The 25,490-nt window shown below is 69.5% G+C and carries 26 protein-coding genes; 13 read left to right on the top strand and 13 right to left on the bottom strand.

Annotated features, from left to right (window positions below):
• Positions 1–138: 138 nt before the first annotated feature.
• Positions 139–924, top strand: a complete 786-nt coding sequence (locus tag DV707_RS06905; RefSeq protein ID WP_103989985.1) for a ribonuclease H-like domain-containing protein — start codon at positions 139–141, stop codon at positions 922–924.
• A gap of 74 nt (positions 925–998) precedes the next feature.
• Positions 999–1,682 (top strand): dolichyl-phosphate hexose transferase, encoded by a 684-nt coding sequence (locus tag DV707_RS06900; RefSeq protein WP_103989986.1) that lies wholly within the window; start codon positions 999–1,001, stop codon positions 1,680–1,682.
• Positions 1,683–1,745: 63 nt separating this feature from the next.
• On the opposite strand, the gene DV707_RS06895 is transcribed toward DV707_RS06900, so the two are convergent.
• Positions 1,746–1,943: a DUF5800 family protein gene (locus tag DV707_RS06895; RefSeq protein ID WP_103989987.1), complete on the bottom strand. Its 198-nt coding sequence runs from the start codon at positions 1,941–1,943 to the stop codon at positions 1,746–1,748.
• Positions 1,944–2,097: 154 nt separating this feature from the next.
• Between DV707_RS06895 and DV707_RS06890 the strand changes: the two genes are divergently transcribed.
• Together DV707_RS06890 and DV707_RS06885 are read left to right on the top strand one after the other, a co-directional pair.
• The gene (locus tag DV707_RS06890; RefSeq protein WP_103989988.1) at positions 2,098–2,949 is read left to right on the top strand and encodes a polymer-forming cytoskeletal protein; all 852 of its coding nucleotides are present in this window, start codon (positions 2,098–2,100) and stop codon (positions 2,947–2,949) included.
• A 182-nt stretch (positions 2,950–3,131) separates the two neighbouring features.
• Entirely contained in the window at positions 3,132–4,070 is a 939-nt protein-coding gene (locus tag DV707_RS06885) for a DUF4349 domain-containing protein (RefSeq protein ID WP_103989989.1), read from the top strand.
• Between the two features lie 61 nt (positions 4,071–4,131).
• Here the strand turns inward: DV707_RS06885 and DV707_RS06880 are convergent, their stop codons facing one another.
• A complete protein-coding gene (locus DV707_RS06880; protein ID WP_103989990.1) occupies positions 4,132–4,869 on the bottom strand; it encodes a nucleotide exchange factor GrpE in 738 nt (245 codons plus the stop codon).
• Between the two features lie 210 nt (positions 4,870–5,079).
• Positions 5,080–5,823, bottom strand: coding sequence for a proteasome assembly chaperone family protein (locus tag DV707_RS06875; RefSeq protein ID WP_103989991.1), 744 nt, complete (start codon positions 5,821–5,823; stop codon positions 5,080–5,082).
• Between the two features lie 147 nt (positions 5,824–5,970).
• Here DV707_RS06875 and DV707_RS06870 point away from each other — a divergent pair, with 147 nt between their 5' ends.
• Together DV707_RS06870 and DV707_RS06865 are read left to right on the top strand one after the other, a co-directional pair.
• Positions 5,971–6,909: an RsmB/NOP family class I SAM-dependent RNA methyltransferase gene (locus DV707_RS06870; protein ID WP_103989992.1), complete on the top strand. Its 939-nt coding sequence runs from the start codon at positions 5,971–5,973 to the stop codon at positions 6,907–6,909.
• Positions 6,906–7,517, top strand: coding sequence for a DUF7122 family protein (locus DV707_RS06865; RefSeq protein WP_103989993.1), 612 nt, complete (start codon positions 6,906–6,908; stop codon positions 7,515–7,517). Before DV707_RS06870 ends, DV707_RS06865 begins: the two co-directional genes overlap by 4 nt.
• A 71-nt stretch (positions 7,518–7,588) precedes the next feature.
• On the opposite strand, the gene DV707_RS06860 is transcribed toward DV707_RS06865, so the two are convergent.
• A complete protein-coding gene (locus DV707_RS06860) occupies positions 7,589–9,214 on the bottom strand; it encodes a DUF790 family protein (RefSeq protein ID WP_103989994.1) in 1,626 nt (541 codons plus the stop codon).
• A 105-nt stretch (positions 9,215–9,319) separates the two neighbouring features.
• Here DV707_RS06860 and DV707_RS06855 point away from each other — a divergent pair, with 105 nt between their 5' ends.
• Positions 9,320–9,721, top strand: a complete 402-nt coding sequence (locus DV707_RS06855) for a transcriptional initiation protein Tat (protein WP_103989995.1) — start codon at positions 9,320–9,322, stop codon at positions 9,719–9,721.
• 28 nt (positions 9,722–9,749) lie between these two features.
• Here DV707_RS06855 and DV707_RS06850 read toward each other — a convergent pair whose 3' ends face one another.
• Positions 9,750–11,099 (bottom strand): DEAD/DEAH box helicase, encoded by a 1,350-nt coding sequence (locus tag DV707_RS06850; protein ID WP_103991192.1) that lies wholly within the window; start codon positions 11,097–11,099, stop codon positions 9,750–9,752.
• A gap of 273 nt (positions 11,100–11,372) precedes the next feature.
• Between DV707_RS06850 and DV707_RS06845 the strand changes: the two genes are divergently transcribed.
• Positions 11,373–11,561 (top strand): hypothetical protein, encoded by a 189-nt coding sequence (locus tag DV707_RS06845; protein ID WP_103991193.1) that lies wholly within the window; start codon positions 11,373–11,375, stop codon positions 11,559–11,561.
• A gap of 14 nt (positions 11,562–11,575) precedes the next feature.
• Here the strand turns inward: DV707_RS06845 and DV707_RS06840 are convergent, their stop codons facing one another.
• From DV707_RS06840 to DV707_RS06830, 3 genes are read right to left on the bottom strand one after another with little or no spacing between them, the layout of a single operon-like run.
• The gene (locus tag DV707_RS06840) at positions 11,576–12,367 is read right to left on the bottom strand and encodes an ABC transporter ATP-binding protein (RefSeq protein ID WP_103989996.1); all 792 of its coding nucleotides are present in this window, start codon (positions 12,365–12,367) and stop codon (positions 11,576–11,578) included.
• Positions 12,355–13,245: an ABC transporter permease gene (locus tag DV707_RS06835; RefSeq protein ID WP_103989997.1), complete on the bottom strand. Its 891-nt coding sequence runs from the start codon at positions 13,243–13,245 to the stop codon at positions 12,355–12,357. The genes DV707_RS06840 and DV707_RS06835 overlap by 13 nt, the downstream gene beginning before the upstream one ends.
• Positions 13,242–14,156 carry an ABC transporter substrate-binding protein gene (locus tag DV707_RS06830; RefSeq protein ID WP_338072191.1) on the bottom strand — a complete coding sequence of 305 codons (915 nt, stop codon included), beginning with the start codon at positions 14,154–14,156 and terminating at the stop codon, positions 13,242–13,244. The genes DV707_RS06835 and DV707_RS06830 overlap by 4 nt, the downstream gene beginning before the upstream one ends.
• A 405-nt stretch (positions 14,157–14,561) precedes the next feature.
• Between DV707_RS06830 and DV707_RS06825 the strand changes: the two genes are divergently transcribed.
• Positions 14,562–15,683 (top strand): pyridoxal phosphate-dependent aminotransferase, encoded by a 1,122-nt coding sequence (locus DV707_RS06825; protein WP_103989999.1) that lies wholly within the window; start codon positions 14,562–14,564, stop codon positions 15,681–15,683.
• Between the two features lie 231 nt (positions 15,684–15,914).
• Here DV707_RS06825 and DV707_RS06820 read toward each other — a convergent pair whose 3' ends face one another.
• The gene (locus DV707_RS06820; RefSeq protein ID WP_103990000.1) at positions 15,915–17,090 is read right to left on the bottom strand and encodes a redox-regulated ATPase YchF; all 1,176 of its coding nucleotides are present in this window, start codon (positions 17,088–17,090) and stop codon (positions 15,915–15,917) included.
• Between the two features lie 258 nt (positions 17,091–17,348).
• Entirely contained in the window at positions 17,349–18,641 is a 1,293-nt protein-coding gene (gene aglM, locus DV707_RS06815; protein ID WP_103990001.1) for a UDP-glucose 6-dehydrogenase AglM, read from the bottom strand.
• Between the two features lie 239 nt (positions 18,642–18,880).
• Between aglM and DV707_RS06810 the strand changes: the two genes are divergently transcribed.
• Entirely contained in the window at positions 18,881–19,792 is a 912-nt protein-coding gene (locus tag DV707_RS06810; RefSeq protein WP_103991194.1) for a DUF368 domain-containing protein, read from the top strand.
• A gap of 289 nt (positions 19,793–20,081) precedes the next feature.
• Here the strand turns inward: DV707_RS06810 and DV707_RS18765 are convergent, their stop codons facing one another.
• Positions 20,082–20,231, bottom strand: a complete 150-nt coding sequence (locus DV707_RS18765; RefSeq protein WP_200820834.1) for a DUF7129 domain-containing putative zinc-binding protein — start codon at positions 20,229–20,231, stop codon at positions 20,082–20,084.
• A 109-nt stretch (positions 20,232–20,340) separates the two neighbouring features.
• Positions 20,341–20,895, bottom strand: coding sequence for a class I SAM-dependent methyltransferase (locus DV707_RS06805; protein ID WP_103990002.1), 555 nt, complete (start codon positions 20,893–20,895; stop codon positions 20,341–20,343).
• A 172-nt stretch (positions 20,896–21,067) separates the two neighbouring features.
• On the opposite strand from DV707_RS06805, the gene DV707_RS06800 reads away from it, so the two are divergent.
• Positions 21,068–21,271 carry an HEWD family protein gene (locus DV707_RS06800; RefSeq protein ID WP_103990003.1) on the top strand — a complete coding sequence of 68 codons (204 nt, stop codon included), beginning with the start codon at positions 21,068–21,070 and terminating at the stop codon, positions 21,269–21,271.
• 135 nt (positions 21,272–21,406) lie between these two features.
• On the opposite strand, the gene DV707_RS06795 is transcribed toward DV707_RS06800, so the two are convergent.
• Entirely contained in the window at positions 21,407–22,087 is a 681-nt protein-coding gene (locus DV707_RS06795; protein ID WP_103990004.1) for a phosphoglycolate phosphatase, read from the bottom strand.
• A gap of 182 nt (positions 22,088–22,269) precedes the next feature.
• Between DV707_RS06795 and glpA the strand changes: the two genes are divergently transcribed.
• Positions 22,270–24,078, top strand: coding sequence for an anaerobic glycerol-3-phosphate dehydrogenase subunit GlpA (gene glpA, locus DV707_RS06790; RefSeq protein ID WP_103990005.1), 1,809 nt, complete (start codon positions 22,270–22,272; stop codon positions 24,076–24,078).
• On the top strand, positions 24,065–25,417 hold the full coding sequence (gene glpB / locus DV707_RS06785) for a glycerol-3-phosphate dehydrogenase subunit GlpB (protein WP_103990006.1): 1,353 nt from the start codon (positions 24,065–24,067) through the stop codon (positions 25,415–25,417). The genes glpA and glpB overlap by 14 nt, the downstream gene beginning before the upstream one ends.
• Positions 25,418–25,490 lie beyond the last annotated feature (73 nt).

Raw genomic sequence — 25,490 nt, 5'->3', positions numbered from 1 at the left:
CGGCGGTCCCGGCGGGCGCCGACGTCCCCGGTCCCGACGATCGCGACCGTCTCCGACCCCGACGTACGCGGTCCTGACGGCCGCAGCGCCCGGGCGCGCCTCGAAGGGTTTAGGCCCTCGCCGCTCTCCTGTCCGGGTATGCGCATCGAGAACAGCTTCGTCCCCGCGGAGGGGGTCGGCGAGGGCCGCGAGCGCTCGCTGTGGGAGGCGGGCATCCTCACCTGGGAGGAGTTCGACCCCGCGCGAGCGCCGCTGGGGCCGAAGACCGGCGAGCGGGTGGAGTCGTTCGTCGCGGAGGCGCTGGAACGCCTCGACGACGGGGACGCCCGGTACTTCGGCGAGCGGTTCCCCGCCGGGGAGACCTGGCGGTTCTACGAGAACTTCCGCGAGGAGGCGGTCTTCTTCGACATCGAGACGACCGGCCTCGACTCGGGCCGGGAGGACGTCACCACCGTGTCGTTCACGCGGGACGGCGACACGACGACGCTGATCCGCGGCGAGGACCTCACCGACGAGCGCCTCCGCGAGCAGTTCCGCGACGCGCCGCTCGTCGTCTCCTTTAACGGAAAGCAGTTCGACGTCCCCTTCCTGGAGGACAACTTCGAGATCTCGATCGATGCCCCGCACCTCGACCTGATGTACCCCTGTCGACGGATCGACCTGACGGGTGGGTTGAAGTCGATCGAGAAGGCGGTCGGGATCGATCGGGACCGACCGGACCTCTCGGGGCGGGACGCCGTGCGGCTCTGGTACCGCTACGCCCGCGACGGCGACGACGACGCCCTCGACACCCTGGTCTCGTACAACCGCGACGACACCGAGAACCTCCGCAACCTCGCGGACGTCGTCGCCCGACGCCTGCACGAGGACTCGCTGGGCTCTGTCGCCGGTGAGTCGCCGGGGATTCCGGACCCGCTGGCGTAGGCGCGGCCGTTCGCCAGCCGGCCTGTTTTTGGCGAACCTAAAAATTCAAATAGCCGGGGGCGAAACGGCGGGTAATGAGCGAGTACACCTTCGACGACCTCGCGGTCGTGATGGGCACCTACAACGAGGAGGCCGCAATCGAGAAAGTCCTCACGGACATCGACGACGTGACCGACGGCCGCGCGGAGGTCGTCTGCGTCGACAGTTCGAGCGACCGGACGCCGGAGATCGCCCGCGAGCACGGCGCGACCGTGATCGAACAGCCGCCGATGGGATACGGCTACGCGGTCCGGGAGGCCGTCCTCGCGCCCGAGCGCCCCGTCGTCGTCACCACCGACTGCGACGACACGTATCCGATGGAGAAACTCCCGCAGTTCCTCGAGCTGATCAACGAGGGCTACGACGTCGTCTCCGGGGACCGACTCTACCACGGCGCGGAGGCGATGCCGACTTTGAACCGACTCGGAAACGCCGCCTTCGCGCTGCTCGCGTCCGGACTGATGGGCGAGCGCGTCCACGACACGACGACCGGGATGCGCGCGTACCGGCGGGAGCTCCTCCACGACATCGAGTGGACCGAGAACACGGGGCTCTCGGCGGAACTCCTGATCCGGCCGCTGATGCGCGGCTACGAGATCCGCGAGGAGCCGATCCCCTACCGCGAGCGCGCCGGCGAGACCAAACTCGATCCGTTCGAGGGCGGGGCCGCCATCGCGAAGTCGATCGTGAAAGTGTGTCTCGAAGAGCGGTTCGGGTAGCCCGTGTGCCCGTTCGGTTCGGGTAGTCGAACGGAAACGCGCGCTCGCGGCCGCTAGCGGCCGCTAGCGGAGGATGTCGGCGATTCGCCGCGGCTCACCGCTCAACGAGGGGTTCTCCTCGACGATCTTCAGCACCTCGTGGTCGGTCACGTCGGGGTAGGACTTCTCGGTCGCCTCCTCGATGAGCGACTTTTCGAGCCTGAATTCGGTCCCTTCGTAGACGACGTCGACGCCGTCCTCGTCGAACGAGAGCGCAGTCATACGCGATCGTAATCGATCACGGAGTAAAAGCCCATCAGTCCGGACCGGGAGCCGACGCCCGTCCGACGTCCACCGGAGTCGTCCGATACGACCCCGGACAGTCCGACGAGCGTCTGACGCGTCGTTTATTAGGCCCCACGTGTTGCTCCGGAGTGTGGCACTCGGTCAGGACCGACTCGATACGTTAGAAATCCCCGACGGGACGACCGCCGAGGAGCACGACATCGTCACCGACGGTGACATCGTCGTCGGCGGGCAGAGCACCGTCGAGTTCGGCGTCCGCGGCCGCAACGTCCTCGCCGGCGAGCGCGTCACCTTCGGCGGTGACATCGAGGCCGAGGGCGACTGCCGCCTCGACGTCTGGTGCGACGTCGCCGGCAACGTCCTCGTCGGCGAGGACGCCTACCTCGGCGAGCGCGTCCACATCGGCGGCCGGCTGATGGTCTCCGGCGACCTGGACATCGGCGACGACGTCGACATCGAGGAGGGGTTCGAGGCCAACGGCTGGATCGTCATTCGAAATCCAGTGCCGACGCTGGTCTTCTACTTCGTCGTCCTCTCACAGCTCCTCCACATCGGCGAGAACGAGAGCGCCGAGGAACTCGCGAACGCGCTCTCCGGCGAGAGCGAGGACGACCCGCTCGTGATCCCGCGCGGGTCGACCGTCTCCGACGACGCCTGGCAGGCCTCGACGCCCGCGACGGTCGGCGACGAGTGTCGGCTCCACGGCAACGTCCGCGCGGAGACGATCGACGTCGGCGCCGACAACAACATCTTCGGGAGCCTCCGCGCCCGCGGCGACATCGAGGTCGGCGAGGGAACGCGCGTCCACGGCGACGTGACGACCCGCGACGGCACCGTCACCATCGCCGACGGGGCGGAGATCCTCGGCGACGTCTCCTGTTCGGACCTGGAACTCCACGACGACGCCGACGTCGAGGGGACGATCCGCGCCTCGGGCGACATGCGGCTGATTCGCTCGAAGGCGAGCCGCGAGGCCGAATGAGCGCCGGCTGACGGGGTTTCAACCGCCCCGCTGTGACTCTGACGGGATTTTGACCGGATTCCAACCATAGCGCTGTGTACCTGACGAGATTCTGACGAGACTCTGACCGCCCCGCTGTGACTCAAAGACCCCTTTGTGTCACCGGCGCGTCTTTCCGTCCCTCCGCTGTAGTGAGGAGCGAGATGGTATCCAGACGCACACTCGGACTCCTCGCGGTCGTCGCCCTCGTCGCCATCGCCGGCTGCGGAGCCACCGGCAGCGGCGGCGGCGACGGCGGCGCGGCCGGCGGCTACGAACAGGCGACGGGCGTCGAGGCCGACGTGAGGGCGACGCCGGCACCGACGGGCGAACCGCGCGAACAGGTCGGCGACGGCGGTTCCGGAGGTGCGGGCGACGCGTCCGGTGACGTCGTCGACACTGACGAGCGCGCCATCATTCGAACCGGCACCGTCGCCGTCGAGGTCGACGACTTCGAGTCGGCGCAGTCGAACCTCACCTCGACGGTCGAGGGCTACGGCGGCTACGTCAGCGACAGCCGACAGGACCGCCGGCAGATCGGCAACGAGACGTGGGTCCGCGGCGAGTTGGTGCTGCGGGTCCCGAGCGAGCACTTCGACGCGCTCGTCGACGACACCCGCGGCCTCGGCGAGGTCCAGACCGTCGAGGTGAACTCCCGCGACGTGACCGACCAGCTCGTCGACATCGAGGCGCGCCTGGAGAACCTCCGCGCCGAGCGGGATCGCCTGCGAGAACTGTACGACCAGGCGAACACCACCGAGGACGTCCTGGCCGTCCAGCGCGAACTCTCCGACGTGCAGGGCGAGATCGAGCGGCTGGAGGCCAGACAGCAGTCCCTGGAGAACCAGGTCGCCTACTCGACGCTGACGGTTCGACTGGAGGAGCCCCGGCCGACGCCGAACCGCGTCGCCCCGGACCGCTGGTACGACACGCCGGTGCTGTCGGCGTTCATGCAGTCGGTCGACGGCGTCGTCCTCGTCGCCCGAGCGGCCGTCGTCGGCTTCGCGTACGCGCTGCCGTACCTCCTCGCGTTCGCGGTTCCCGTCGTCGTCGTGGGCGGCGTCCTCTGGCGCGTCGCACGGCGGTTCAGAGACGAGTCGTAGTCCAACGTCGACGACGGGTCGAGATCGATGGGAGTTCGGCGCCGACGACGGCTCGGAGACGCTATTCGTCGTTCGCAGATTCGCCGGTGCTGACGGTCACCTGCGCCTCTCGGAGCACAGACCCGGCCATCTCGTAGCCCGGCCGGTAGACGTCGACGACCGTCCCCTCGGGTCGCTCGTCGTCGACGCGCATCAGCACCTCGTGGCGGGTCGGGTCGACGTCCGTCCCCGCCTCGGGGTCGATCGGGTCGACGTTCTCCTCCTCTAAGACGCGATCGAACTCTTCGAGGGTCGACTCGATCCCCGGACGGATGTCGGCGTCCTCGTCCTGATCGAGCGCGCGCACGAGGTTGTCGCGGACGCTGACGACGCGCTCGACGAAGTCCTCGGTCGCGCGCTCGCGGATCTCGTCCTGTCGCTTCTTCGCGCGCTTCTTGTAGTTCTTGAAGTCCGCCTTCGAGCGCTTCAGCGCGGCTTCCAGTTCCTCTACCCGCTCGCTCTTGGCCTCGAGTTCCGACTCCGCGGATTCGACCCGCGATTCGAGTTCCGACACCTCCGCGGCGAGTTCCTCGTCGTACTCGGCGACGCGGTCGGCGACGTTCGGGACCGCCTCCGCCGCGGCGTCGGCGGCCTCGCCGTCTGCGGCGCCCGCGTCGTCGTTCGAGACACTGCTCTCGGCGTCCGCGACGCCGTTGCCGACGGCGTTCTCGACGTCCCGCTCTTCGACGTCCTCGTCGTCTTCGACGTCCGCGTCGGCGGACGCGGCCGCCGCGGTGCGCTCGGGGGACTCATCGCTCATACCTGCAGGGAGTGGGCGACGAGCCTTAAGGATGTACAAACGAGCCGGGCGGTTCGCGGCGCCGACGGGACGGGACAGGACGGGATAGAACGGGACAGGACGGGACTGACCGGCCTGGTTGCGGCGAGCGGGTCAGCGGCGACCGCGTGATTCGGGGCGGACGGAACGTCCTCGACCGCGTGATTCGGCCCGAACGGGACGCGGGCCCCGCTACTGGTACATCCCGATCGGCCGCGCCTGCGTGCTCTCCTCCTCGCTGGCCTCCTGCATCCGCTTCGCGAGGCGCTCTTTCGCCTCACGGATCTGTTCGGCGCGGTCGACCAGGTCCTCGACGGGGACCTCGACGTCCGTGAGCGGTTCGATCCCCTCCTTGATCAGGATCCGCGCGGCCTCCGGATCGGGGAACCGCGGGTCCGACTCGACGACGAGACCGACGGCGGTTCGGTCGGCCTCGACGGCGGCGTTCAGGAGGACGCCGGTCGGCCCGGAGACGAGTCCCGTCTCGCTCGGCGCGGCGATGCCGACGTCGGCGACGAGGTCGACGCCGGCCCCGACTCCCAGCCCGTACAGCGACGGCACGCCGGTGCTCTTCTCTCTGGGAATCCCCGAGAGGTAGATCGGCGTCACGCCGTGGTCGTCGAACCAGCCGGCGAGACAGTCTGCCAACTCCGCGGCGGCCTGCGGCTGGACCGGGACGTCGCTCTGGAGCACGAGGAGGTCGCGTTCCTCGTCGGCGTAGAGTCGCACGGGCGGCTGGAGTTCCGTGTCGTTCTCCTGATAGACCGCCACCTTCGGGAGGCTGTCGCAGTGGACGTTGCCGTAGTGGGTCATCTCGAACTCCTCGGCGAGGTGGTCGGCGGCGATCTTGCCGACCAGTCCGACGCCGGGGAACCCCTCGACGAGCGACGGGTTCGACAGCGACACGTCGTCTGCGAGCACGGAGATTCGCGCCATAGCCGCCGGTACGACGGCGACCGTGGTAAAACTGCGGGCGAGGTCGGAGTTCGGTGACGTGGCAGGGGCGACAGACGGACGCAGACGGGGGAGTTGCCGACGTCCGGAACCGACACCCACAAGCGGGACCGGCGAGTCTCTCACCCTATGCAACCACTGGAGCGGTACGCGTCGCTCCTCGACGACTACGACGCGTTCCGCGCGGCGTGCGAGCGGCCGCTGCCGTCGGTCGTCCGCGTCAACACGCTGAAGGCGTCGATCGAGCGCGCACGCGACGCGCTCGACGCCGAGGGCGTCGCCTACGAGGCCACCGACTGGCACCCCGGCGTCCTCCGGCTCGACGAGCGCGGCCCGGGTACCTCCTGGCCGTACTTCCACGGCTGGCTCCACGGCCAGGAGGAGGTCTCGGCACTCCCCGCGCTGGCGCTGGACCCCCGGCCGGGAGAGGTCGTCTGGGACGCCTGCGCCGCGCCCGGGAGCAAGACCACCCAGATCGCGGACCTGATGGACGACACGGGCGTCCTCGTCGGCAACGACAACAACCTCGGGCGGCTCTCGGCGCTGCGGCACAACGCCGAACGGCTCGGGATCACGAACCTCGCGGTGACGAACCAGGACGCGCGCAACTTCTCTTTCAAGCCGTTCGGCGACCGGACCGACGAGGAAGAACGGATCGAGGCGTTCGACCGCGCGCTCGTCGACGCGCCCTGCTCCTGCGAGGGGACGATCCGGAAGAACCCCGACGCCTTAGAGCGGTGGTCGATGGACCACATCAAAGGCATCGTCGGCATCCAGAAGGGAATCCTCAAACGCGCGGTCCAGGCGACTCGACCGGGAGGCACCGTCGTCTACTCGACGTGCACGTTCGCGCCCGAGGAGAACGAGGCCGTCCTCGATCACGCTCTCGAAGAGGCGGACTGTGAGATCGTCGAGTGGGACGCGCCGGAGGGGTTCGAGACCGATCCGGGCATCACCGAGTGGAACGGCGAGGAGTACGACTCCTCGGTCGAACTGGCCCACCGGGTGTATCCCCACCGCAACGACACGGGCGGGTTCTTCTGCGCCAAACTGGAGGTGACGGCGTGACGGACTCGAACGAGGGCGACGCTCCCGACGCCCCCGACGCAACCGATTCCGCCCCACCGGAGAACGACGGCCAGCGGTTCGACCGCCTGCCGGCGACCGCCGACGAGCGCGACGTTCCCGGTCGTCCCTCTCGCGAGGAGGTCGTCGACTGGTGGGAACAACGCTACGGCATCGCCCCCGAGACGTGGGACGGGCACACGTTCTGGGAGAAGGGGAACGGAAAGCTGTGGGCGTTCGCCGACGACGTGGTCTCGCCGATCGAAGTCGAGGGGCTCGGCCTGCGGATCTTACGCGCCCGCCAGGAGCACTGGAAACCGTCGACGAACGCGGTCCAGCGTTTCGCGACGGACGCCACGAAGAACGTCGTCGTGCTCGACGCCGAGGAGGCGACGCGGTTCGCGAAGGGCGAGGACCAGGAGCTTCCGCGCTGGGACGGCGACTGGGGGTACGTCGTCGCCGCCCACGAGATCGCCGGTGACAACGAGACGTCGGAGACGCCTCGGGCAACCGGCGAGGCCGGTGACGTCGAGCCGATCGGCGTCGGCCTCTACCTCCACGGCGAACTCCGCTCGACCGTCCCGAAGGGCCGGCGAGAGGACCTGTCGTAGGACGGTTCGGGTCGCCGTCTGACCGCCCGTATCAACCGCTGCTCACTTCTCTTCGGCTCCCCTCCGCTCGATCACTTCTCCTCGACGGTCCCGCCGGAGAGCCCCTCCCACGCGACGCGGTAGCCGAGTCGCGAGAGCACCGCCGAGGCGTCGTCGAGACCGTGCTCGTCGAGTACCCCCTCGACGTCCGACAGCGACATCCCGACGTCGATCTCAGCGCCGACCGCGTCGAGTACCGCGGGGCGGACCAGCGTCCCGCCGACCCGCTCGTGCTCGGGGAACGTCACCGAACCGAGCGCGTCGACGCCCACGCCCCGCTCGGCCGCCAGCTCGTCGAGGTCGATCACGTCGGCGTCGGGCGCGAGTTCCGACGGCAGCGACGCCGCGGCCGCCTCGACCAGATCCGCCTCGTACTCCCCGAGCGCGTCGACGACGTCCTTCACGCGAACGCGACCCGAGTACGTGACGACCCGGTGATCCAGCGATTCGATCTCCTCGCCAACGCCGAGAGAGTCGTCGACGGCGACGAGCAGTTCGACGTCGTCGTCGACGCTCCCGAACTGGTCGAGTTTCTTCTCGACGTACTCGGGCGTCCAAAAGCCCATCACCTCGAAGTAGACGCGGAAGGCGGGCGCGACTGTCGTTCCGGCCTCGCCGTCGCGGTCGCCCACCTCCCGCGATCCGGCCGGCCGGTAGTCGAACGCGAAGTCCGGGATCATCGCCCGCGCGCCCGCGGCGAGGGGTTCGGGCTCTCTGGACAGCTCCCAGTCGAGATCCAGGTTCCCGAACCGGGCGGCGAAGTCGGCCTCGACGCCGCTGTCGTAGGTCGGCTCGGTGACCGGTTCGACGTCCGGGACCGAGACGTCGTCGGGGCCGAGGCGCAACTCGCGGTCGGTCCCGCGGTCGTCGATCGTCGCCGACAGCGACCACTCGGCGGTGGCCGCGACGCTGCGGAGCAGGCGGGCGAACGCGGTGCCGTAGCGTCGCGTCCGCCGGAAGAGCGCGTCGGGGCCGGTGACGACGAGGATTCGTTCCTCGCCCGAGGGACCGTCCGCTCCTCCGTCGTCGTCGCGGTCGGCTGCCGTGGTCCCCCCGACACCGTCACCTCGCCGCTCGATCTCGTAGAGGAGCCCGAGCCGCTTGACCGCCGAGACGAGCCGCTTCGGGTCCGAACTGCGGATCCGGACCTCCGTCGCGTCGAACAGCGCGGTCTGGGCCAGCGAGAGGTTGTACTGCTCGACGAGTTCGTCGGGCCCCCAGCGCGGGTCGAACTCCGAGAGCACCTCGTTGACGTCGCGGTCGGCGTACAGCGACCGCTCGATCGCCTCGACCCCGGTCCCGAGCCGATCGGCCGCGGATTCGAGCGCCGCTCGCCGGTCCTCGCCGTCGACGACTCCACCCGCCGACTCGGCGGACTCGAAGACCACGCGGCGGACGCGCTCGGGCGGGAGCGGCGCGCGCGTCTCGAAGACCGCCTCCCGTTCGAGCAGCGCGGCGAACCCCCTGACGAGTTTGAAGTCGTCGGCCTCGCGCTCCAGGTCGTCGAGCGCGTCGTCGAGTCGGTGTCGCGGCTCCCCGACGTGTCCCTGGAAGACGCCGACGACCCGGGCGGCGAGCGGGCGCTCGCCCCGCCCGGCGAACTGGGGGTGGTAGCCGCCGCCCGCCCGGGAGACCCGGAGGAGGTCCTTCCTCAGCACGGCGACGACTTCGGGGCGGCGGGTCAAGAGACTGCCGCCCTCGGACGGGGCGCCCGGACGCCGCCACCGAAAGACCGATGCCCACGGCCGGGCCTCTGACGGACGATGGAACGGCGAACCGTCCTCGGGGCCGCCGGCGTCTCGCTCGCGGCGCTCCTCGGCGGCTGTCTGGGCGCGTTTCCACGCGCGACCGGTCCGCGGAACCCGCCCGACGCGCCGGCCGACCAGCCCCGGCAGACGCCCGATCGCCCGGATCTCGTCGTCGGGACGTTCGACTTCGAGGCCGACGACGAGGGGTCGCTCCGCGTGTTCGGGACCGTCGAGAACCGCGGCGACGTCCAGCGAACGGCGACGGTGACCGTGACCGCACGGGTCGACGGCGAGCCGTTCGTCCGGGAGACGTCTCTCGCCGTCGACCCCGGCGCGACGGCCGAGTGGTCGGTCACCTTCGACGTCTCCTACGAGGAGTTCGCGAGCGGCGGCGACCTCGGCGTCGACGTCGATTGATGGGGAGAGCGCGGTCCCCTCGCGTGGATCACCGCCGTCTGTCCGCCACGCGCTCCTCCGCGGTCTCCTCGCTCACGACCTCGTAGAGCAGGGCCCCTCGTCCGTCGGCCTTCGGGCGGAGGATCCGGCCGAGCCGCTGGGTGAACTCTCTCTCGGAGCCCGACCCGGCGAGGACGACCGCGACGTTGGCGTCGGGGACGTCGACCCCCTCGTCGAGGACGTTCGCCGTCACGACCCGCGAGTACGTGCCCTCTCGGAACCGTTCCAGGATCTCTCGCCGTTCTTCGGCCCCGGTCTCGCTGGTGATCGCCGGCAGCAGGTACCGCTCGGAGAGCCGGTAGACGAGGTCGGTGTGAGCGGTGAAGACGATGACCCGGTCCTCGCGGTGGCGGTCAAGCAACCGGCCCAGGGTGTCGACCTTCGCGTCCGCGTTCATCATGATCCGCCGCGCGCGCTGTTTCGCCAGCAGCGCCTCCCGCGCCTTCGGATCGCTCCCCGAGCGCATCACCAGTTTTCGGTAGTCCGAGCCGCTCCGCAGCGAGAGGTTCGAGCGCTTCAGGTAGTCGACAAACGTGCCCTGGGCCTCCTCGTAGGCCGCCCGCTCGTCGGGGCCGAGCGCGACCTCGATCCGTCGGACCTCGTAGTCCGCCAGGTGCTCGCCCGCGAGGTCGTCGACGTCGGCCTCGTACACTTTCGGCCCCACGAGATCGGCGACGGCCTCGTGTGCGCCGTCGGGGCGCTCGAACGTCGCCGTGAGTCCGAGCCGCGCGGGCGCGGCCAGGAGACGGGCGGCGTCGCGGTAGCCCTCGCCCCCGAGGTGGTGGACCTCGTCGAAGACGACGAGGCCGAAGTCGCCGCCGACGTCCTCCGCGCGCAGATAGGCCGAGTCGTACGTCGACACCGTGATGGACTCCCGAGTCTGCTCGCCGCCGCCGAACTGTCCCACCGGGACGTCGAACTCGGTTTCGAGTTCGCGTCGCCACTGTTCGAGGAGGTCGATCGTCGGCACGACCACGAGCGTCGGGACGCCGAGCGCGGCGATCGCGTCGATCGCGAGGACGGTCTTCCCGGCACCGGTCGGCAGTTCGACGACGCCGCGGTCGCCGTTGGCGCGCCAGGCCTCGACCGCCTCGCGCTGGTACTCGCGGAGGTCGTAGGCGTGCGACAGCGACAGCCGTTCCTCGGGGCGGACCCGATCCTCGAAGCGGATCCCGGCCTCGTCGAGAGCCGCTCGCAACTCGGCGTACCGGTGGGCCGGCGCGCGCGCGACGAGTCCCCGGTCGTCCCACGCGACACCCGGGAGCGACTCGATCTCCGCGTCCGACTCGTCGAGGCCCCCCACGCGGATCGTGCCGTCCTCGAACCGCAGCGTGATCACACACGGTCCTGCGTCGCGATCGTATATATACTGTCGGCCGGTCGCTCCGTCGTCGACCGAGTGCCCCATCGTCGACGGATCACCCGGCCGTCGATCGGTCACCGACCGTCGGACGGCGGTTCGTCGGACGCCCCTCGTGAGGGGTGGCTCGACGATTTTCGTGAGGGGTGGCTCGACGATTTTCGTGACGGGTGGCTCGACGATTTTCGTGACGGGTGGCTCGGCGATCCTCGTGACGCCGTGTTTTTGTACACTGCGGCCGGATCACGGCGTATGACTGACGCTTCCGAGACGGCCGACGACGCGACTCCCGACCTCGACGAATCCGTGGCGCAGTTCCTCAGCGACGTCGACGCCGCGCACGAGGACTACGACCGCGGCTACACCGACGCGGACGCGACGCTGGCGGTGGTGATGAAACACGTCGAGACGCTTCGCGAGGCCCACGAGCGTGGAGAGTAGCCCCACGGCGACCGCTACTCGCCGATGAGCGAGCGGACCCGGTCGACGTACTCGCCGAATTCCGGGTCCGTCCGCCCGCGCGGTCGATCGATGTCCACGGCGACGACCTCGCGGACGCGTCCCGGGTCGGCGGCCATCACGACGACGCGGTCGGCGAGCTTCACCGCCTCCTCGACGTCGTGGGTGACGAAAAGCACCGTCTTCCCCGTCTCCGCCCAGATCCGCAGCAGTTCCCCGTGGAGCATGTCCCGTGTCTGGGCGTCGACGCTCCCGAACGGCTCGTCCGCGAGCAGGATCTCCGGGTCGACGGCGAGCGCACGGGCGATGCCGACGCGCTGTTTCATCCCGCCGGAGAGTTCCTTCGGGTAGGCGTCGGCGAAATCCTCCAGGCCGACGAGTCCGAGCATCTCGTCGACGCGACGGCTCCGCTCGGGTTCGTCGACGCCCTGTTCTTCGAGACCGAAGGCGACGTTGCCGCGGACGGTGCGCCACGGGAACAGGCCGTACTCCTGGAAGACCATCCCGCGGTCGGTGCCCGGCCCGGTGACCGGGTCGCCGTCGAGGCGGATCTCGCCGCCGGTCGGCGCTTCGAGTCCGGCGATCGTCCGGAAGAGCGTCGTCTTCCCGCAGCCCGAGGGACCGACGAGGCAGACGAACTCGCCCTCGGAGACGGAGAAGTTCACGTCCGAGAGCGCCTCGACGCGCTGGCGCTCGGACTCGTAGACCTTGCTCACGCCGTCGACGACGACCTTGGGCGTCGTCGCGTGGTTTACTTCGCTCTCGGAGGAGTCGCTCAGTCCCGCCACGCCAGCGCCCTCCGTTCGACCCGCCGGAACGCCCCGTCGCTCACGAGGAAGACGAGGCTGATGACGGCCATGTACGCCACGCTCACGTCGGTCGCGAGGTTCTGTGCCGCGTTGATGATCTGGAAGCCGACGCCGGGCGCGCCGAACAGTTCGGCGGCGACGACGATCATCCAACACTGCCCGATGCTCGTCCGGATCCCCGTCGCGATCGAGGGGGTCGCCGCCGGCAGGATCACCTTGCGGACCATCGTGAGGTCGTCGTCGACGCCGAGGGTCTCGGCGACTTCCCTGAGGTGCGTCGAGACGCCCTCGACGCCGGCGTAGGCGTTGTAGAAGTTGATCCAGAACGCGCCGATCCCGACGATGAACGCCGCGCCGCCGTGGCCGATCCCGATCCAGACGATGGCGAAGACGATCCACGCCAGCGGCGGGATCGGTCGGAGAAAGCGCGTCACCGGCGTGAGCGCGTCGTCGAGGCGGCCGCTCCAGCCCATCGCGACGCCCAGCGAGATGCCGAGGACGCTCCCGACGACCAGCCCCGGGAGGTAATGGAGGAGGCTCTGCAGCAGGTTCGCGACGAGCCGCGTCGCCGGGAGCGAGACGCCCACGAACGGGACCGTGAACGTCGTCGGCGCGGTGAGTTCGACGGCGAACGCGGTCGCGACCTCGACCGGCGAGGGGAGCAGATACGTCCGGCCGACCGCCATCGCCGCCGCCTGCCAGACCGTGAGGAAGACCGCCGTCCCGGCCGCGCCGTAGGCGAGTCCGGCCGTGTCGAGGTCCGAGAGCGAACCGGTCGCCGTCACGCCCTCGTCGTCCCCCGTCCGCGCCGCGTCCGGCGTCCCCGCCTCCGCCGTCGCGCCGGATTCGAGGCTCATAGGGAGTCGTACACCCCGAAGTCGAACAGGTCGTCGTTCGAGAGCGCCTCCTCGATCCGCCCCGCGTTCGCGGCGTACTCCGAGAAGATCTGCGCGCCGTCCGCGATCTTGTGCGGGTCGGTGATGAAGTCGGAGGCGGGCGAGTCCATCGCCCGGCGCGCGGTCTCGACCGGCAGCGACGACTCGCCGATGACGGTGCTGGCGTGCCGTGCGGCCCCGTCGGGGTTCTCGTTGGCGAAGTTCGTCGCGCGCTGGTGCTGCTCGACGAAGGCGGCCGCCTGCTCGGGGTTGTCTTCGCGGAGCCGGTCGTGCATCAGCGTCACCGCCGCGGGCTGACCGGGCATGAAGTCGCCCGCCCAGGCGATCGACTGATACGGCGCGTCACGCATCTCGACGACCGTCGGCACGGGTTCCATGATCGACGTGCCGTCGACCTCGCCGGCGAGGAGCGCCTGCCGGACCGGTCCCGCGCCGCCGAGCGCGGTGATGTTCACGTCGGATTCGGGGTCGACGCCGACGATCTCCGACAGCCAGTAGCGGAGCAGGATGTCCGGAACCGATCCGGGCGGGAACGTCCCGAAGGTGAACTTCCGTCCCTCTTCCTCCTCGAATCGGGCGAAGGCGTCCGCGCCCGAGTCGGCGTCCGCCCAGATCGCCGCGAAGTCGTCGTGCGCCAGGACCTGCATCGCGTTCTGGATGTTCGCGGCGGTGATCTTCGCGGGGATGTCCTTGTCCATCACGATCATCGCGGGGACGATACCGAACAGCATCACGTCGAAATCGCCCGTCGCGGAGGCCTGCACGATGCTCGGACCGTCGGAGAACACCTCTCCGGAGACCGTCGCCGACAGCTCGTCGAAGTACCCCTCCTCCTGTATGATGAAGTACTGCATATCCGGGTAGATGGGCATGTACGCCACGCGGATCTCGTCGAGGCCGCCGCTCGACCCGCCGGTTCCACCGACGCATCCGGCGACGCCGCCGACTGCCGATGTCGCGGCCGCAGCCTGAAGGAACCGCCGTCGCGAGACGCCCGCCCGGTCGACTTTCGAGTCGCTCTTCATTTGTCCTCCCTTAGTGCCCTACGTATATTTGGACCGTGCACGCGGCGAACGTCGCTCGAAGGCTCGACGCTTCTGAATCCCGATATCGGCTGTTCTGCGCGGTGCAACGACCATACGGTGTGGTCCCGACGGGTCCCGGTAGCGTCACAGAAACAGGAGATAATCTCTGGTATCGGTCCCCGGTTGCGCGAGTGCCGCCGACAGTCGACCGAGGAAGGAAAACCTAACTCGGTGGCCCACCCGAGCCAGAGTATGACGCACTTCTCCGAGCGAGTCGAGCAGGTGTCGATCAGCGGCATCCGCGAGGTCTTCGAGGCCGCGGGCGAGGACGCGATCAACCTCGGACTGGGACAGCCGGACTTCTCGGCTCCCACCCACGCGCGGGAGGCCGCCGCCGAAGCGATCCGCGAGGGGCTCGCCGACGGCTACACCGAGAACAAGGGGTTGACGTCCCTTCGCGAGGCCATCGCAGACAAACACGCCCGCGATCAGGGGCTCGACGTCGACCCCGGCGACGTGATCGCCACCGCCGGCGGCTCCGAGGCGCTGCACATCGCCTTAGAGGCCCACGTCGACGCCGGCGACGAGGTCATCATCCCGGATCCGGGGTTCGTCTCCTACGACGCGCTCACGCGCCTCACGGGGGGGACGCCCGTGCCGGTCCCGCTCCGCGACGACCTGACGATCGACCCCGACGCGATCGAGGCGGCGATCACCGACGACACCGCCGCGTTCGTCGTCAACAGCCCCGGCAATCCCACGGGCGCGGTCTCGCCGCCCGAGGACGTCCGGGAGTTCGCCCGCATCGCCGACGAGCACGACGTCCTCTGTATTTCCGACGAGGTCTACGAGTACACCGTCTTCGACGGCGAGTTCCGCTCGCCGCTGGAGTTCGCCGACAGCGACAACGTCGTCGTCGTCAACTCGGCCTCGAAGCTCTACTCGATGACCGGGTGGCGACTCGGCTGGGTCGTCTCCTCGACGCGCCGAATCGAGCGGATGCTCCGCGTCCACCAGTACGCCCAGGCCTGCGCCGCCGCGCCGTCGCAGTTCGCCGCCGAGGCGGCGCTCACCGGGCCGCAAGACCAGGTGGGCGAGATGACCGAATCGTTCGAGCGCCGGCGCGACATCGTCGTCGACGGCCTCACGGACATCGGACTCGACGTCCCGACGCCCGGCGGCGCGTTCTACTGTATGCCGGAGGTCCCGGAGGGCTTCGTCGACGAGTGCCTGGATCGGGGCGTCATCGTCGTGCCCGGCGAGGCGTTCGGCGAACACGGGAAGGGGTACGCTCGTCTCTCCTACGCGACCGACGAGGACTCGCTGCACGAGGCGCTCGACGTTATGGGCGAGGCGTACGACGCGGTGGTCTAAAACCCACCTTTTTACGCCTCGGGTGCGCGACGCGCACCACTCGGCGCAAAAATCTGGACCAAAAAACCCGAGAGCGAGGCCTTCGCTCTCGGTGAATCGCGCTCACTACCGGGTCCTTCGGACCGCTCGTTCGCGCGAACGCTGAAAATCCGGTTCGTACGCCCGCTAAATAGTCGTTCTACTGGCAATCTGACCTAACCGAATACCGAGCGTCCACAATAGCTTCGGAGCCTACGACGCCGTGCTGACGATCTTGATCACGTCGCCCTCTTCCAACTGGTAGTCCTCGGCGATCCGGCGGTTGGATTTCCCGTCGACCGCGTGGAGGTATCCCTCGCCGATGTCGGAGTGAACGGCGTACGCGAGATCCTTCGGCGTCGACCCGCGGGGCAGGAGAAACGCGTCGGGGAGCACTTCTCCGGTGCCGTCGGTCCACTTCGTCTCGTTCTGGACGGGGTAGGCGGTCACCATATCGAGGACGTCGTAGACGGCGGTGTCGACGGCGCGCTGGACGCCGGTCCCGCCGTGCTCGGCCATCACCTCGCGGATCGTCTCCAGCCCCGCGCGCTGCTCCTCGGAGACGTCGCCGACGACGGTGAAGTCCTCGTCGCCCGGGAGGTACTCGACGACGCCCGCCTCCGCGGCCGTCCGCAGCGCGAGTTCGCCGTCGGCCGTCGACGACACGACGGGCTTGTCCGACTCCCCGAGTCGGTCGAGGTTCTCCGGCGGCGCGACGTCGGCCTTGTTGGCGACGAGCACGATCGGCTTCGTCCGCTCGCGGACGTCCCGCGCCAGTCGCTCGCGGTCGTCGTCGCTCCACTGCTGGGGGTCGTCGGGATATTCGACCGCCCGCAGCGACGCCGCCACGTCGTACTCGGTCGCGCCGAATCCCGTCAGCATCTCCGTCAGGGCCTCGTCGATGTCGAAGTCGGGCGAGCGAGACTTCCGGACGATCGACTCCCAGTTCCGCTCGATGATCCCCGCGAGCCACTGTTCGAGTTCGGCCTCGACGAAATCGGCCTCCTGGACGGGATCGTACGTCCCGATCTCGACGGGTTCGCCCTCGGCGTCGGTGCCGCCGGCGGCGTCGAGGACGGCGAGAATCGCATCGGAGTCGGTGAGCGCGTCGAGGAACTGGTTCCCGAGGCCGCGTCCCTCGTGTGCGCCGGGCACGAGTCCGGCGACGTCGAGCAGTTCGACGGGGACGTAGCGGACGCCGTCCTCGCAGTTGCCGCAGCGCTCCTCGCGGTCGAGACAGGGACAGCGCGTCCGGGCGTGGGTCACGCCGCGGTTCGGGTCGATCGTCGTGAACGGGTAGTTGCCGACGTCGACGTCGGCCATCGTCGCGGCCTTGTAGAAGGTAGACTTGCCGGCGTTTGGCTTGCCGGCGAGCGCGAGCGAGAGCATACCTGTGAGACGAACGACGGCCGGAAGTAGGTTTCCGTGTCTGTCGGTGGCCGGACCGTGCTCCGCAACAGCCACTCGTCGTCTGGGGGGCGAATTTATATACGAAGGCGGGACCATCGCCGCCGTGACCTGAGAAACGCCCCGCGTCGGGCAGCGGTTGTTCGGCACGTCGACGTGGGAGTGGGTGTGCCGACTATTCGCCATACCATCCGAATCGCCTCTCGACGCTCGGAGGCCGCCGGAAAAGCCCTTCCGAGCTTACACCAGCGACTCGTAGACGATGCCCTCGCGCCGCGTCACGATCCGTCGGCCGTCGACGACGACCGGCGTCGCCATCGCGTCGAATTCGGCATCCAGGTCGGCGAACGCGGGCCAGTCGGTGACGACAAGCGCGGCGTCCGCGCCGTAGAGCGCCTCGCCGGCGGAGTCGGCGTACTCGATTTCCGGGTACTTCTCTCGAAAGTTCTCGGTGGCGACGGGATCGTAGCCGACGACATCCGCGTTCGCATCCAGCAGGGCCTCCACGAGCGGGATGGCGCGGGAGTTGCGGACGTCGTCGGTGCCGGGCTTGAACGCGAGGCCGAGCACCGCCACGCGAGCGCCGTCGGGATCGAGGTGCTCGCGGAGGCGACCCAGCAGGCGGACCGGCTGTCGGTCGTTCACCTCGACGGCGGCCTCGAGCATCGCCGGGTCGTAGCCCACGTCGCGAGCGGCCGCGATGATCGCGGCGACGTCCTTCGGGAAGCAGCTGCCGCCCCAGCCGACGCCCGCACCGAGGAACGCCGAGCCGATCCGGTGGTCCAGACCGATGGCCGAGAGGACCTCCTCGGAGTCGATCCCGTACTCCTTGCAGATGTTCGCGATGTCGTTCGCCAGCGAGATCTTCGCCGCGAGGAAGCCGTTGTTGGCGTACTTGATCATCTCCGCCTCGGCGACGCCCGTCTCGACGACCGGCGGATCGTCCGCGCGCGCAACGAGGGGGTCGAACACGTCGCGGAGCGTCTCGGCCGCGCGCTCGGTCTCGGAGCCGAGGACGACCTTGTCGGGGGAGAGGAAGTCCTCGACGGCGCTGCCCTCGCGCAGGAACTCGGGGTTCATCCCGACGTCGACGTCCTCGCCGAGCGTCTTGCCGGACTCTTCTTCGAGGATCGGGGCGATCACCTCCTCGGTCGTGGTCGGCACGACCGTGCTCTTGGTCACGACGAGGTGGTGGCCGTCCTTCTCGGCGAGCGCCGCGCCGAGCGAGCGCGCGCCGGCCTTCATGATCGAGAGGTCGATGTGGCCGTCGTCCTCGGAGGGGGTCGGGAGCGCGAGGAAGGTGGCGTCCGTGTCGCGGACGGCCCCGTAGTCGGTCGTCGCGCGCAGTCGGTCGCCGGCGTGCTCTGCGACGAGGTCGTCGAGGCCGGGTTCGTGGATCGGCGCGTCGCCGTCGTTGAGCGTCGCGACGATATCCTCGTCGATGTCGACGTTGACCACGTCGTGGCCCACCTCGGCGAAACACGCCGCGATCGTCGTCCCGACGTAGCCGCTGCCGACGATGCTCAGTTGCATACCCGAGTCGACGCCGGCCGATCGTTTCAATTTTCGCGTTCGGGGAGTGGGCCCCGGTTCCGACCCGGTCCCGAGCGGACAGAAGCGAAAACCCGGAGTAGGGTGAGAGCGAACCGAGTCCTATGTCGAAAGACCGAGACGGCTCTCACGGGACGGCAGAGCGGTCCCCCGACGCCGTGACGTCCCGGCCGACGGTCGCCGGGACGTCGTGGCTGGTCGTCTATCTGAAGGGAATCTGTATGGGCGCGGCCGACGCCGTGCCCGGCGTCTCGGGCGGAACGATCGCGCTCGTGACCGGGATCTACGAGCGGCTGATCGCCGCGATCACGGCCGTCTCGCCCGCCCGGATCCGAGCCGTCCTTTTCGGATTCCTCCCGGGTCGCCGCGAGGACGCCGTCGACGCGCTCCGCGCGGTCGACGCCGGCTTCCTGCTGGTGCTCGGCGCGGGAATTCTCACCGCGATCGTGACGATCACCCGCGTGGTCCACGTCGGCATCCAGGACTTCCCCGTCCTCACGTTCGGGTTCTTCTTCGGGCTCATCGCCGCCTCGGCGTGGGTGCTGTTCTCGGAGGTCGCCGTCGACACGCTCCCCCGAGCGGCCGCCGCCGTCGCCGGCTTCGTCCTCGCGTTCGTCGTCTCCGGGCAGGCGGCCGCGACGCTCGGCGACGGACTCCCGGTCACCGTCGCCGCCGGCGCGATCGCGGTCAGCGCGATGATCCTCCCGGGGATCTCCGGGTCGCTGCTGCTCATCATCCTGGGCCAGTACGAGTACATGACGGGGACGCTGTCGGCGTTCGTCGACGCGCTCCTGGCACTCGCGACCGGCGGCCCGACCGCACCCATCTGGGAACACGGCGCCGTGGTCGTCGCGTTCGTCGCCGGCGCGTTCGTCGGCCTGTTCACGATCGCTCACGCCGTTCGGGCCGCGCTCGAACGCGCCCGGACGGCGACGCTCGCGTTCCTCGTCGCGCTGATCGTCGGGGCACTGCGCGCGCCGGTCGCCCGGACCGGCGGCCAGTTGGCCGAACTCGGCCGCTCCTGGACGCCGACGGCCATCGCGGCGTTCGTCGCCGCGGCCGTCGTCGGGGCGGTGCTCGTGGTACTCCTGGATCACTACACCGGCATCGGCGAGATCGACGGCGACGCGTAGCGGGCCGCTGTCGGCTCTGTCCGGCGTCGATTCAGCGGCGCGAACTGAGGAACGAAAAGCGAACGGGGGCCGGACCGGGACTGACGACAGTCGAACGACGGGCCCCGACCGCGACGGCGGTCGAACGCGGGTGTCGGCCCGGGGTCCGGCCGCCTCGGGCCTCCGCACGGTCGGGGGATGGATCTTCGAGGTCGTGGAGCGTCGGCGATCCGGCGGCGTACGGCGCCACTCGACCGAAGGCGTGACGCCACCACCGGCTTCGCCGACGTCGTTTCGTTCGCCTGGCCTCTCACTCCCGTGGGACCGAGATGTTGATCAGCGATTCGTTGCCGCAGGCGTCACAGACACCGCCGCTGTCGGTGCGGGCGCCGCAGGAACGACACTCGTACCGACTCGTCTCCGGATGGTAAGGGTCGACATCACCGTTGTATATCACCATAGTAGTGTGAGATCGATTCACACGCTTAACGGTTGTCCTGATATAACGAAATACAGTCTAAAGACGTATAATCAAATAATGTATCCCACGATCGGACATCAAATTCGCTCTATCTGGTGCAGATGTGTACGAACGTTTCACCTCGTGTCCGCCCCTCGACAGTCGTAAACCCGGCCTCCTCGAACGCGGTGACCGCGTCACCGAGACCGAAGCGTTCGTCCATCGGCGGGCCGTCGGACCCCGCTCCCGCGCTCGACCAGTCGAGCGTGACCACGCGGCCGCCCGGGCGGACCACGCGCGCGAGTTCGGCCAGCGACGCGTCCTCGGCGAACTCGTGGTACGTCATCGTCGAGAAGGCGGCGTCGAGTTCGTCGTCGTCGAACGGCAGCGACGACGCCTCGGCGGTCACGAACTCGACGGCGTCGGGGGCGCCCTTCTCCCGGTAGTGTTCGTGCATCTCCGCCTGCACGTCGACGGCGTAGAGGTGGCCGACGAACGGCGCGATCTCGTCGGTGTAGAACCCGGTTCCGCTACCGATGTCGGCGACGACGTCGTCGGGGGCCGGATCGACCGCGCCCAGCAGTTCCTCGCGAGAGCAGAAGCGATACCGCTCGGCGTCTTCGAGCGCGTCGGCCCGTTCGGCGTCGAACGTGTGGAATCCCATACCCGCTTTAGGAACGATGCGAACCTAAAGGTGTGTTCGTCGGCAGGCGGTTCGTCAGCCGGCGGTTCGTCAGCAGGCGTACTGCGCGACGGGGACCGCGACCGATCGCCGCCGGGCCGCCGGCGCTGCCGCAGCAGTCAACGTTAACAGGGACGGCGGCGAGTTTCGAACGATGGCACCGACACTCCGAACCCCGAGCGAACGGACCTGTGAGCGCTGCGGCCGCGTCGAGGTCTGGGAGGAGAGTACGGGAACGTGGCGCCTCGCGGTCGACGAGTCGGGCGACCCGCAGGCGGTGGGCAGTCCGTACTGCATTCACGAGTGGGACATCAACGGGAGCTTCGCTCCCTTCGAGGGCGACGCCGCCGAGGCCTGATACTGATTCCTCTCACTGTTCGCCGACGAGCGCAGGAAACGGGGGTTGCGCTCGCCGGTGAGAGACGAGAGTGAGCAGTGTGATACGAGCGGTCGAGCCGCTCGACAGTGTCCGTCTCTTCTCGACAGAAGCGGCCTACTCGTCGGCGAGCGACTCCAGCACCGAGGCCGTTCCGTCGAAGTACGACCCCTCGACGACGGCGTCCGCCGCGTCCCGGGCGGCGGCGTCGGCGTTCGCGACGGCGAAGGAGCGGCCGGCGACGTCGAAGGTGGAGACGTCGTTCTCGCTGTCGCCGATGGCGACGAAGTCGTCGGGGTCGCGACCGAGCGTCTCCGCGACGGCTCGCAGTCCCGTGCCCTTCTCGACGCCCGGCGTCTTCACGTGGTAGGCGTAGCCCGTGTCGAACACCTCGAGGTCGAACTCGGCGGCGACAGAGCGGAGGAGCTCCTCGTCGGCCGAGCGGTTGACCGCGATCTCCGTCCGTCGCCACTCGTTGATGGCGTCGAAGGAGCCCCAGCCGATGTCGCCGCCGCGCTCGACGAACGCGTCGGCGGCGGCCTGGGCGCGCTCGCGGTCGCCCTGGTAGGAGACCGTGTCGTCGGCGAGGACGACCCCGCCGTTCTCGGCGATCACCGTCAGTTCGAGACCGAGGTAGTGCGAGAGGCTCACCGGATACGGGAACGCCTTCCCGGTCGCGAGGACGACGGTCGCGTCCCACGCCTGCAGGTATTCGAACGCGCGGGGGTCGAGGCGGCCCGTTCCGTCGGTGAGCGTCCCGTCGATGTCGAGTGCGAGCGGCGGCGTCTCGTCGGTCATCGGCGCGGTTTGGGGGCGAGACGTGATAAGGACTGTCGTACGCGCTCGCCGTCGACCGCGGTTCCGGGGGCGTGAGGACCGGGCGAATGCGTGACGACCGGAGAACGGGCGCCCCGTCAGATCGTGATTGACACTCCCAGACGCTACAATAAAGTACGTGCTGGCCAACCTACTACTGTGAAATGAGTAAAACGCCGAGCGCTCTCGTCCTCGGCGGGGGGTCGACCGGCTGCGGCATCGCGCGGGACCTCGCGATGCGCGGCGTCGACGTCACCCTCGTCGAGAAGGGGAATTTGACCCACGGGACGACCGGGCGGATGCACGGCCTCCTCCACAGCGGCGGCCGCTACGCCGTCTCCGATCAGAAGTCGGCGACGGAGTGCATCGAGGAGAACCGCGTCCTCCGGCGGATCGCGAGCCACTGCGTCGAGATGACCGGGGGGCTGTTCGTCCAGCGCCCCGAGGACGACGACGAGTACTTCGAGGAGAAACTCCGGGGCTGTCGCGAGTGCGGCATCCCCGCGGAGGTGCTCTCCGCCGAGGAGGCCCGCGAGATGGAGCCGTACCTCGCCGAGGATATCGAGCGCGCCATCCGGGTGCCCGACGGGGCCGTCGACCCGTTCCGGCTCTGCGTCGCCAACGCGGCCGACGCGATCGAACACGGCGCGCGCGTGGAGACGCACGCGGAGGTGACGGACGTCCTCGTCGAGGACGGCGAGGTCGTCGGCGTCGAGGTCGAACACGCCTCCGACGGCGGCTCCGCGGACGGCCTCGACTCGTTCGTCCACGGGGAGCCGGGCCGGAGAGAGGAACTGTACGCCGACTACGTCGTCAACGCGACGGGCGCGTGGGCGGGACAGATCGGAGAGATGGCCGGCGTCGAGGTCGCCGTCCGCCCCTCGAAGGGCGTGATGACGATCATGAACGTCCGGCAGGTCGACACCGTCATCAACCGCTGCCGGCCGAAGGGCGACGCCGACATCGTCGTTCCCCACGAGACGACCTGCATCCTCGGGACGACCGACGAGGAGGTCGAAGACCCCGAGGACTACCCCGAGGAGGGCTGGGAGGTCGACCTGATGATCGACACGCTCTCGGAACTCGTGCCGATGCTCGAAGACGCGCGGACGATCCGCTCGTTCTGGGGCGTCCGGCCGCTCTACGAACCCCCGGAGGTCGGCAGCGAGGACCCGACCGACATCACGCGGGACTTCTTCCTGCTGGATCACGACGAGCGAGACGGCCTCCCCGGGATGGCCTCGATCGTCGGCGGGAAGCTCACCACCTACCGGATGATGGCCGAGGACATCGCCGATCACGTCTGTGAGAAACTCGGCATCGACGCCGAGTGCCGGACCGCGGAAGAGCCGCTGCCCGGGTCGGAGGACTTCTCTGTCCTGCGCGACTGGATGGACGAGTTCGGCCTCCGGTCGCCGGTGGGGCTCCGCAGCGCGGAACGGCTCGGTTCCCGAGTGGACGAAGTGCTCGGCGAGTGGGACGGCCCGAACCCGACGGTCTGCGAGTGCGAGGCCGTCACCCGCGCGGAGATTCAGGACGCGATCTCGCAGTCGGGGACGGAACTCAACGCCGTCCGCATCCGCACGCGCGCGTCGATGGGGAACTGTCAGGGCGCGTTCTGCTGTCACCGGATGGCGAACGAACTGGTGCCGGAGTACAACGAACCCACCGCCCGAGAGGCGCTCGACGACCTCTACCAGGAGCGCTGGAAGGGCGAGCGCCACGCCCTGTGGGGCGAACAGCTCTCTCAGGCGATGCTGAAGCACCACCTGCACGCGACGACGATGAACCGCGACGCCGACCCCGCGGCGACGGAGGAGCCGGTCGACTTCGGGGCGTTCGACGCCGGCGCGGGATCGGGAGACCCATCGGAGGGGACCGATAGCGGGACCCGGCCGGACGACGCCGTCGCCGACGGCGGCCAGCGGACCCCGACCGACGAAGCGGAAGGAGAGGCAGATGGCGATTCGTGAGGACGTCCTGGTCGTCGGCGGCGGCATCGCCGGCGCGACGGCCGCGCTCGCCGCGGCCGAGTCGGGCGCGACGGTCCGCCTGCTCTCGCACAAGAAGAGCACGCTCCGGCAGGCCAGCGGCCTGATCGACGTGCTCGGGGCGATCCCTCGCGACGGATCCTCCGACGGCGCGGACCCCGCCGGCGACCGCTCGCCGGGCGACCGCACCGAACCCGCCGGCGGCGGATCGACCGGAGAGTCCGAACTGGTCGCCGATCCCTTCGAGGCGATCGGTCGCCTCCCCGAGGCGCACCCCTACCGCGTCGTCGGCGGCGGGGCGATCCGCGACGGGCTCGAGCTCTTCGACGACGCCGTCGGCGGCGCCTACGAGGGAGCACACACCGACCGCAACGCCCTCGTCATCACCCACGGCGGGACGGTCAAGCCGACCGCGCGGTATCCGGAGTCGGTGGCACCCGGGCTCGCAAGCGCCGAACGGGACACGCTGCTCGTCGGCTTCGCCGGCCTGACGGACTTCGACGCGCCCGCGGCCGCGGCCCACCTCGACGCGGCGGGCGTTCCCTTCGCCGTCGACGGCGCGACCGTCGAGTTTCCGGTGCGGTTCCGCGACGACGCGCTGACGACGCGCTTCGCGAAGGCGCTCGACACGGACGAATCGAACGCGCGGCGACGGCTCGCCGACGCCGTCCGCGACGCGGACGCGGACCTCGACGGCTACGACCGGGTCGGTTTCCCCGCGATGCTCGGCGACGACGAGGGGGAGGCGGTCCGAACGGACCTCGAAGACCGCCTCGGCGCGTCGGTGTTTCAGATCCCGACCGGCCCGCCGAGCCTGCTCGGGACGCAACTGGAGGACCTGTTGTTCGACGCGCTCGACGCGGCGGGCGTCCGCCTCGCTTCGGGGAACCCCGCCGTCGGCTACGAGGCGAGCGACGGGCGGATCGACTCGGTCCTCGTCGACCGCCGCGGGCGCGAGGTCCCCTACGCCGCCGAGGAGTTCGTCCTCGCGACCGGCGGCCTCGTCGGCAAGGGGATCGACTCCGATCGCGAGTCGGTCACGGAGCCGGTTTTCGGCTGTCACGTTCCTCACCCCGAGGACCGCTACGACTGGTCCGAGCCCGAGGCGTTCGGCGGCCACGCCTTCGCGCGCTTCGGGGTGGTCCCGGACGACGACCTGCGGCCCGCCGGGGAGTCCGGCGAACCGGAGTTCGAGAACCTCCGCGCCGCCGGCGGCGTCCTCGGCGGCGCGGACACCGCCCGCGAGAAGTCCGCCGCCGGCGTCTCGCTCGCGACGGGCGCGTACGCGGGCCGACGCGCGGGTGAGGAGGCGACGCGATGAGCGGGACTGACGAGTGCAATACGACCAGAAACGAGACGACCACGACGAGCACACAGGAGCGAGTTATCAAATG

The sequence above is a fragment of the Halobellus limi genome, assembly GCF_004799685.1.
Taxonomy (GTDB): domain Archaea; phylum Halobacteriota; class Halobacteria; order Halobacteriales; family Haloferacaceae; genus Haloquadratum; species Haloquadratum limi.
The sequence above is the reverse complement of the archived record's forward strand: the minus strand, read 5'-3'. Positions and strand labels throughout refer to the sequence as shown.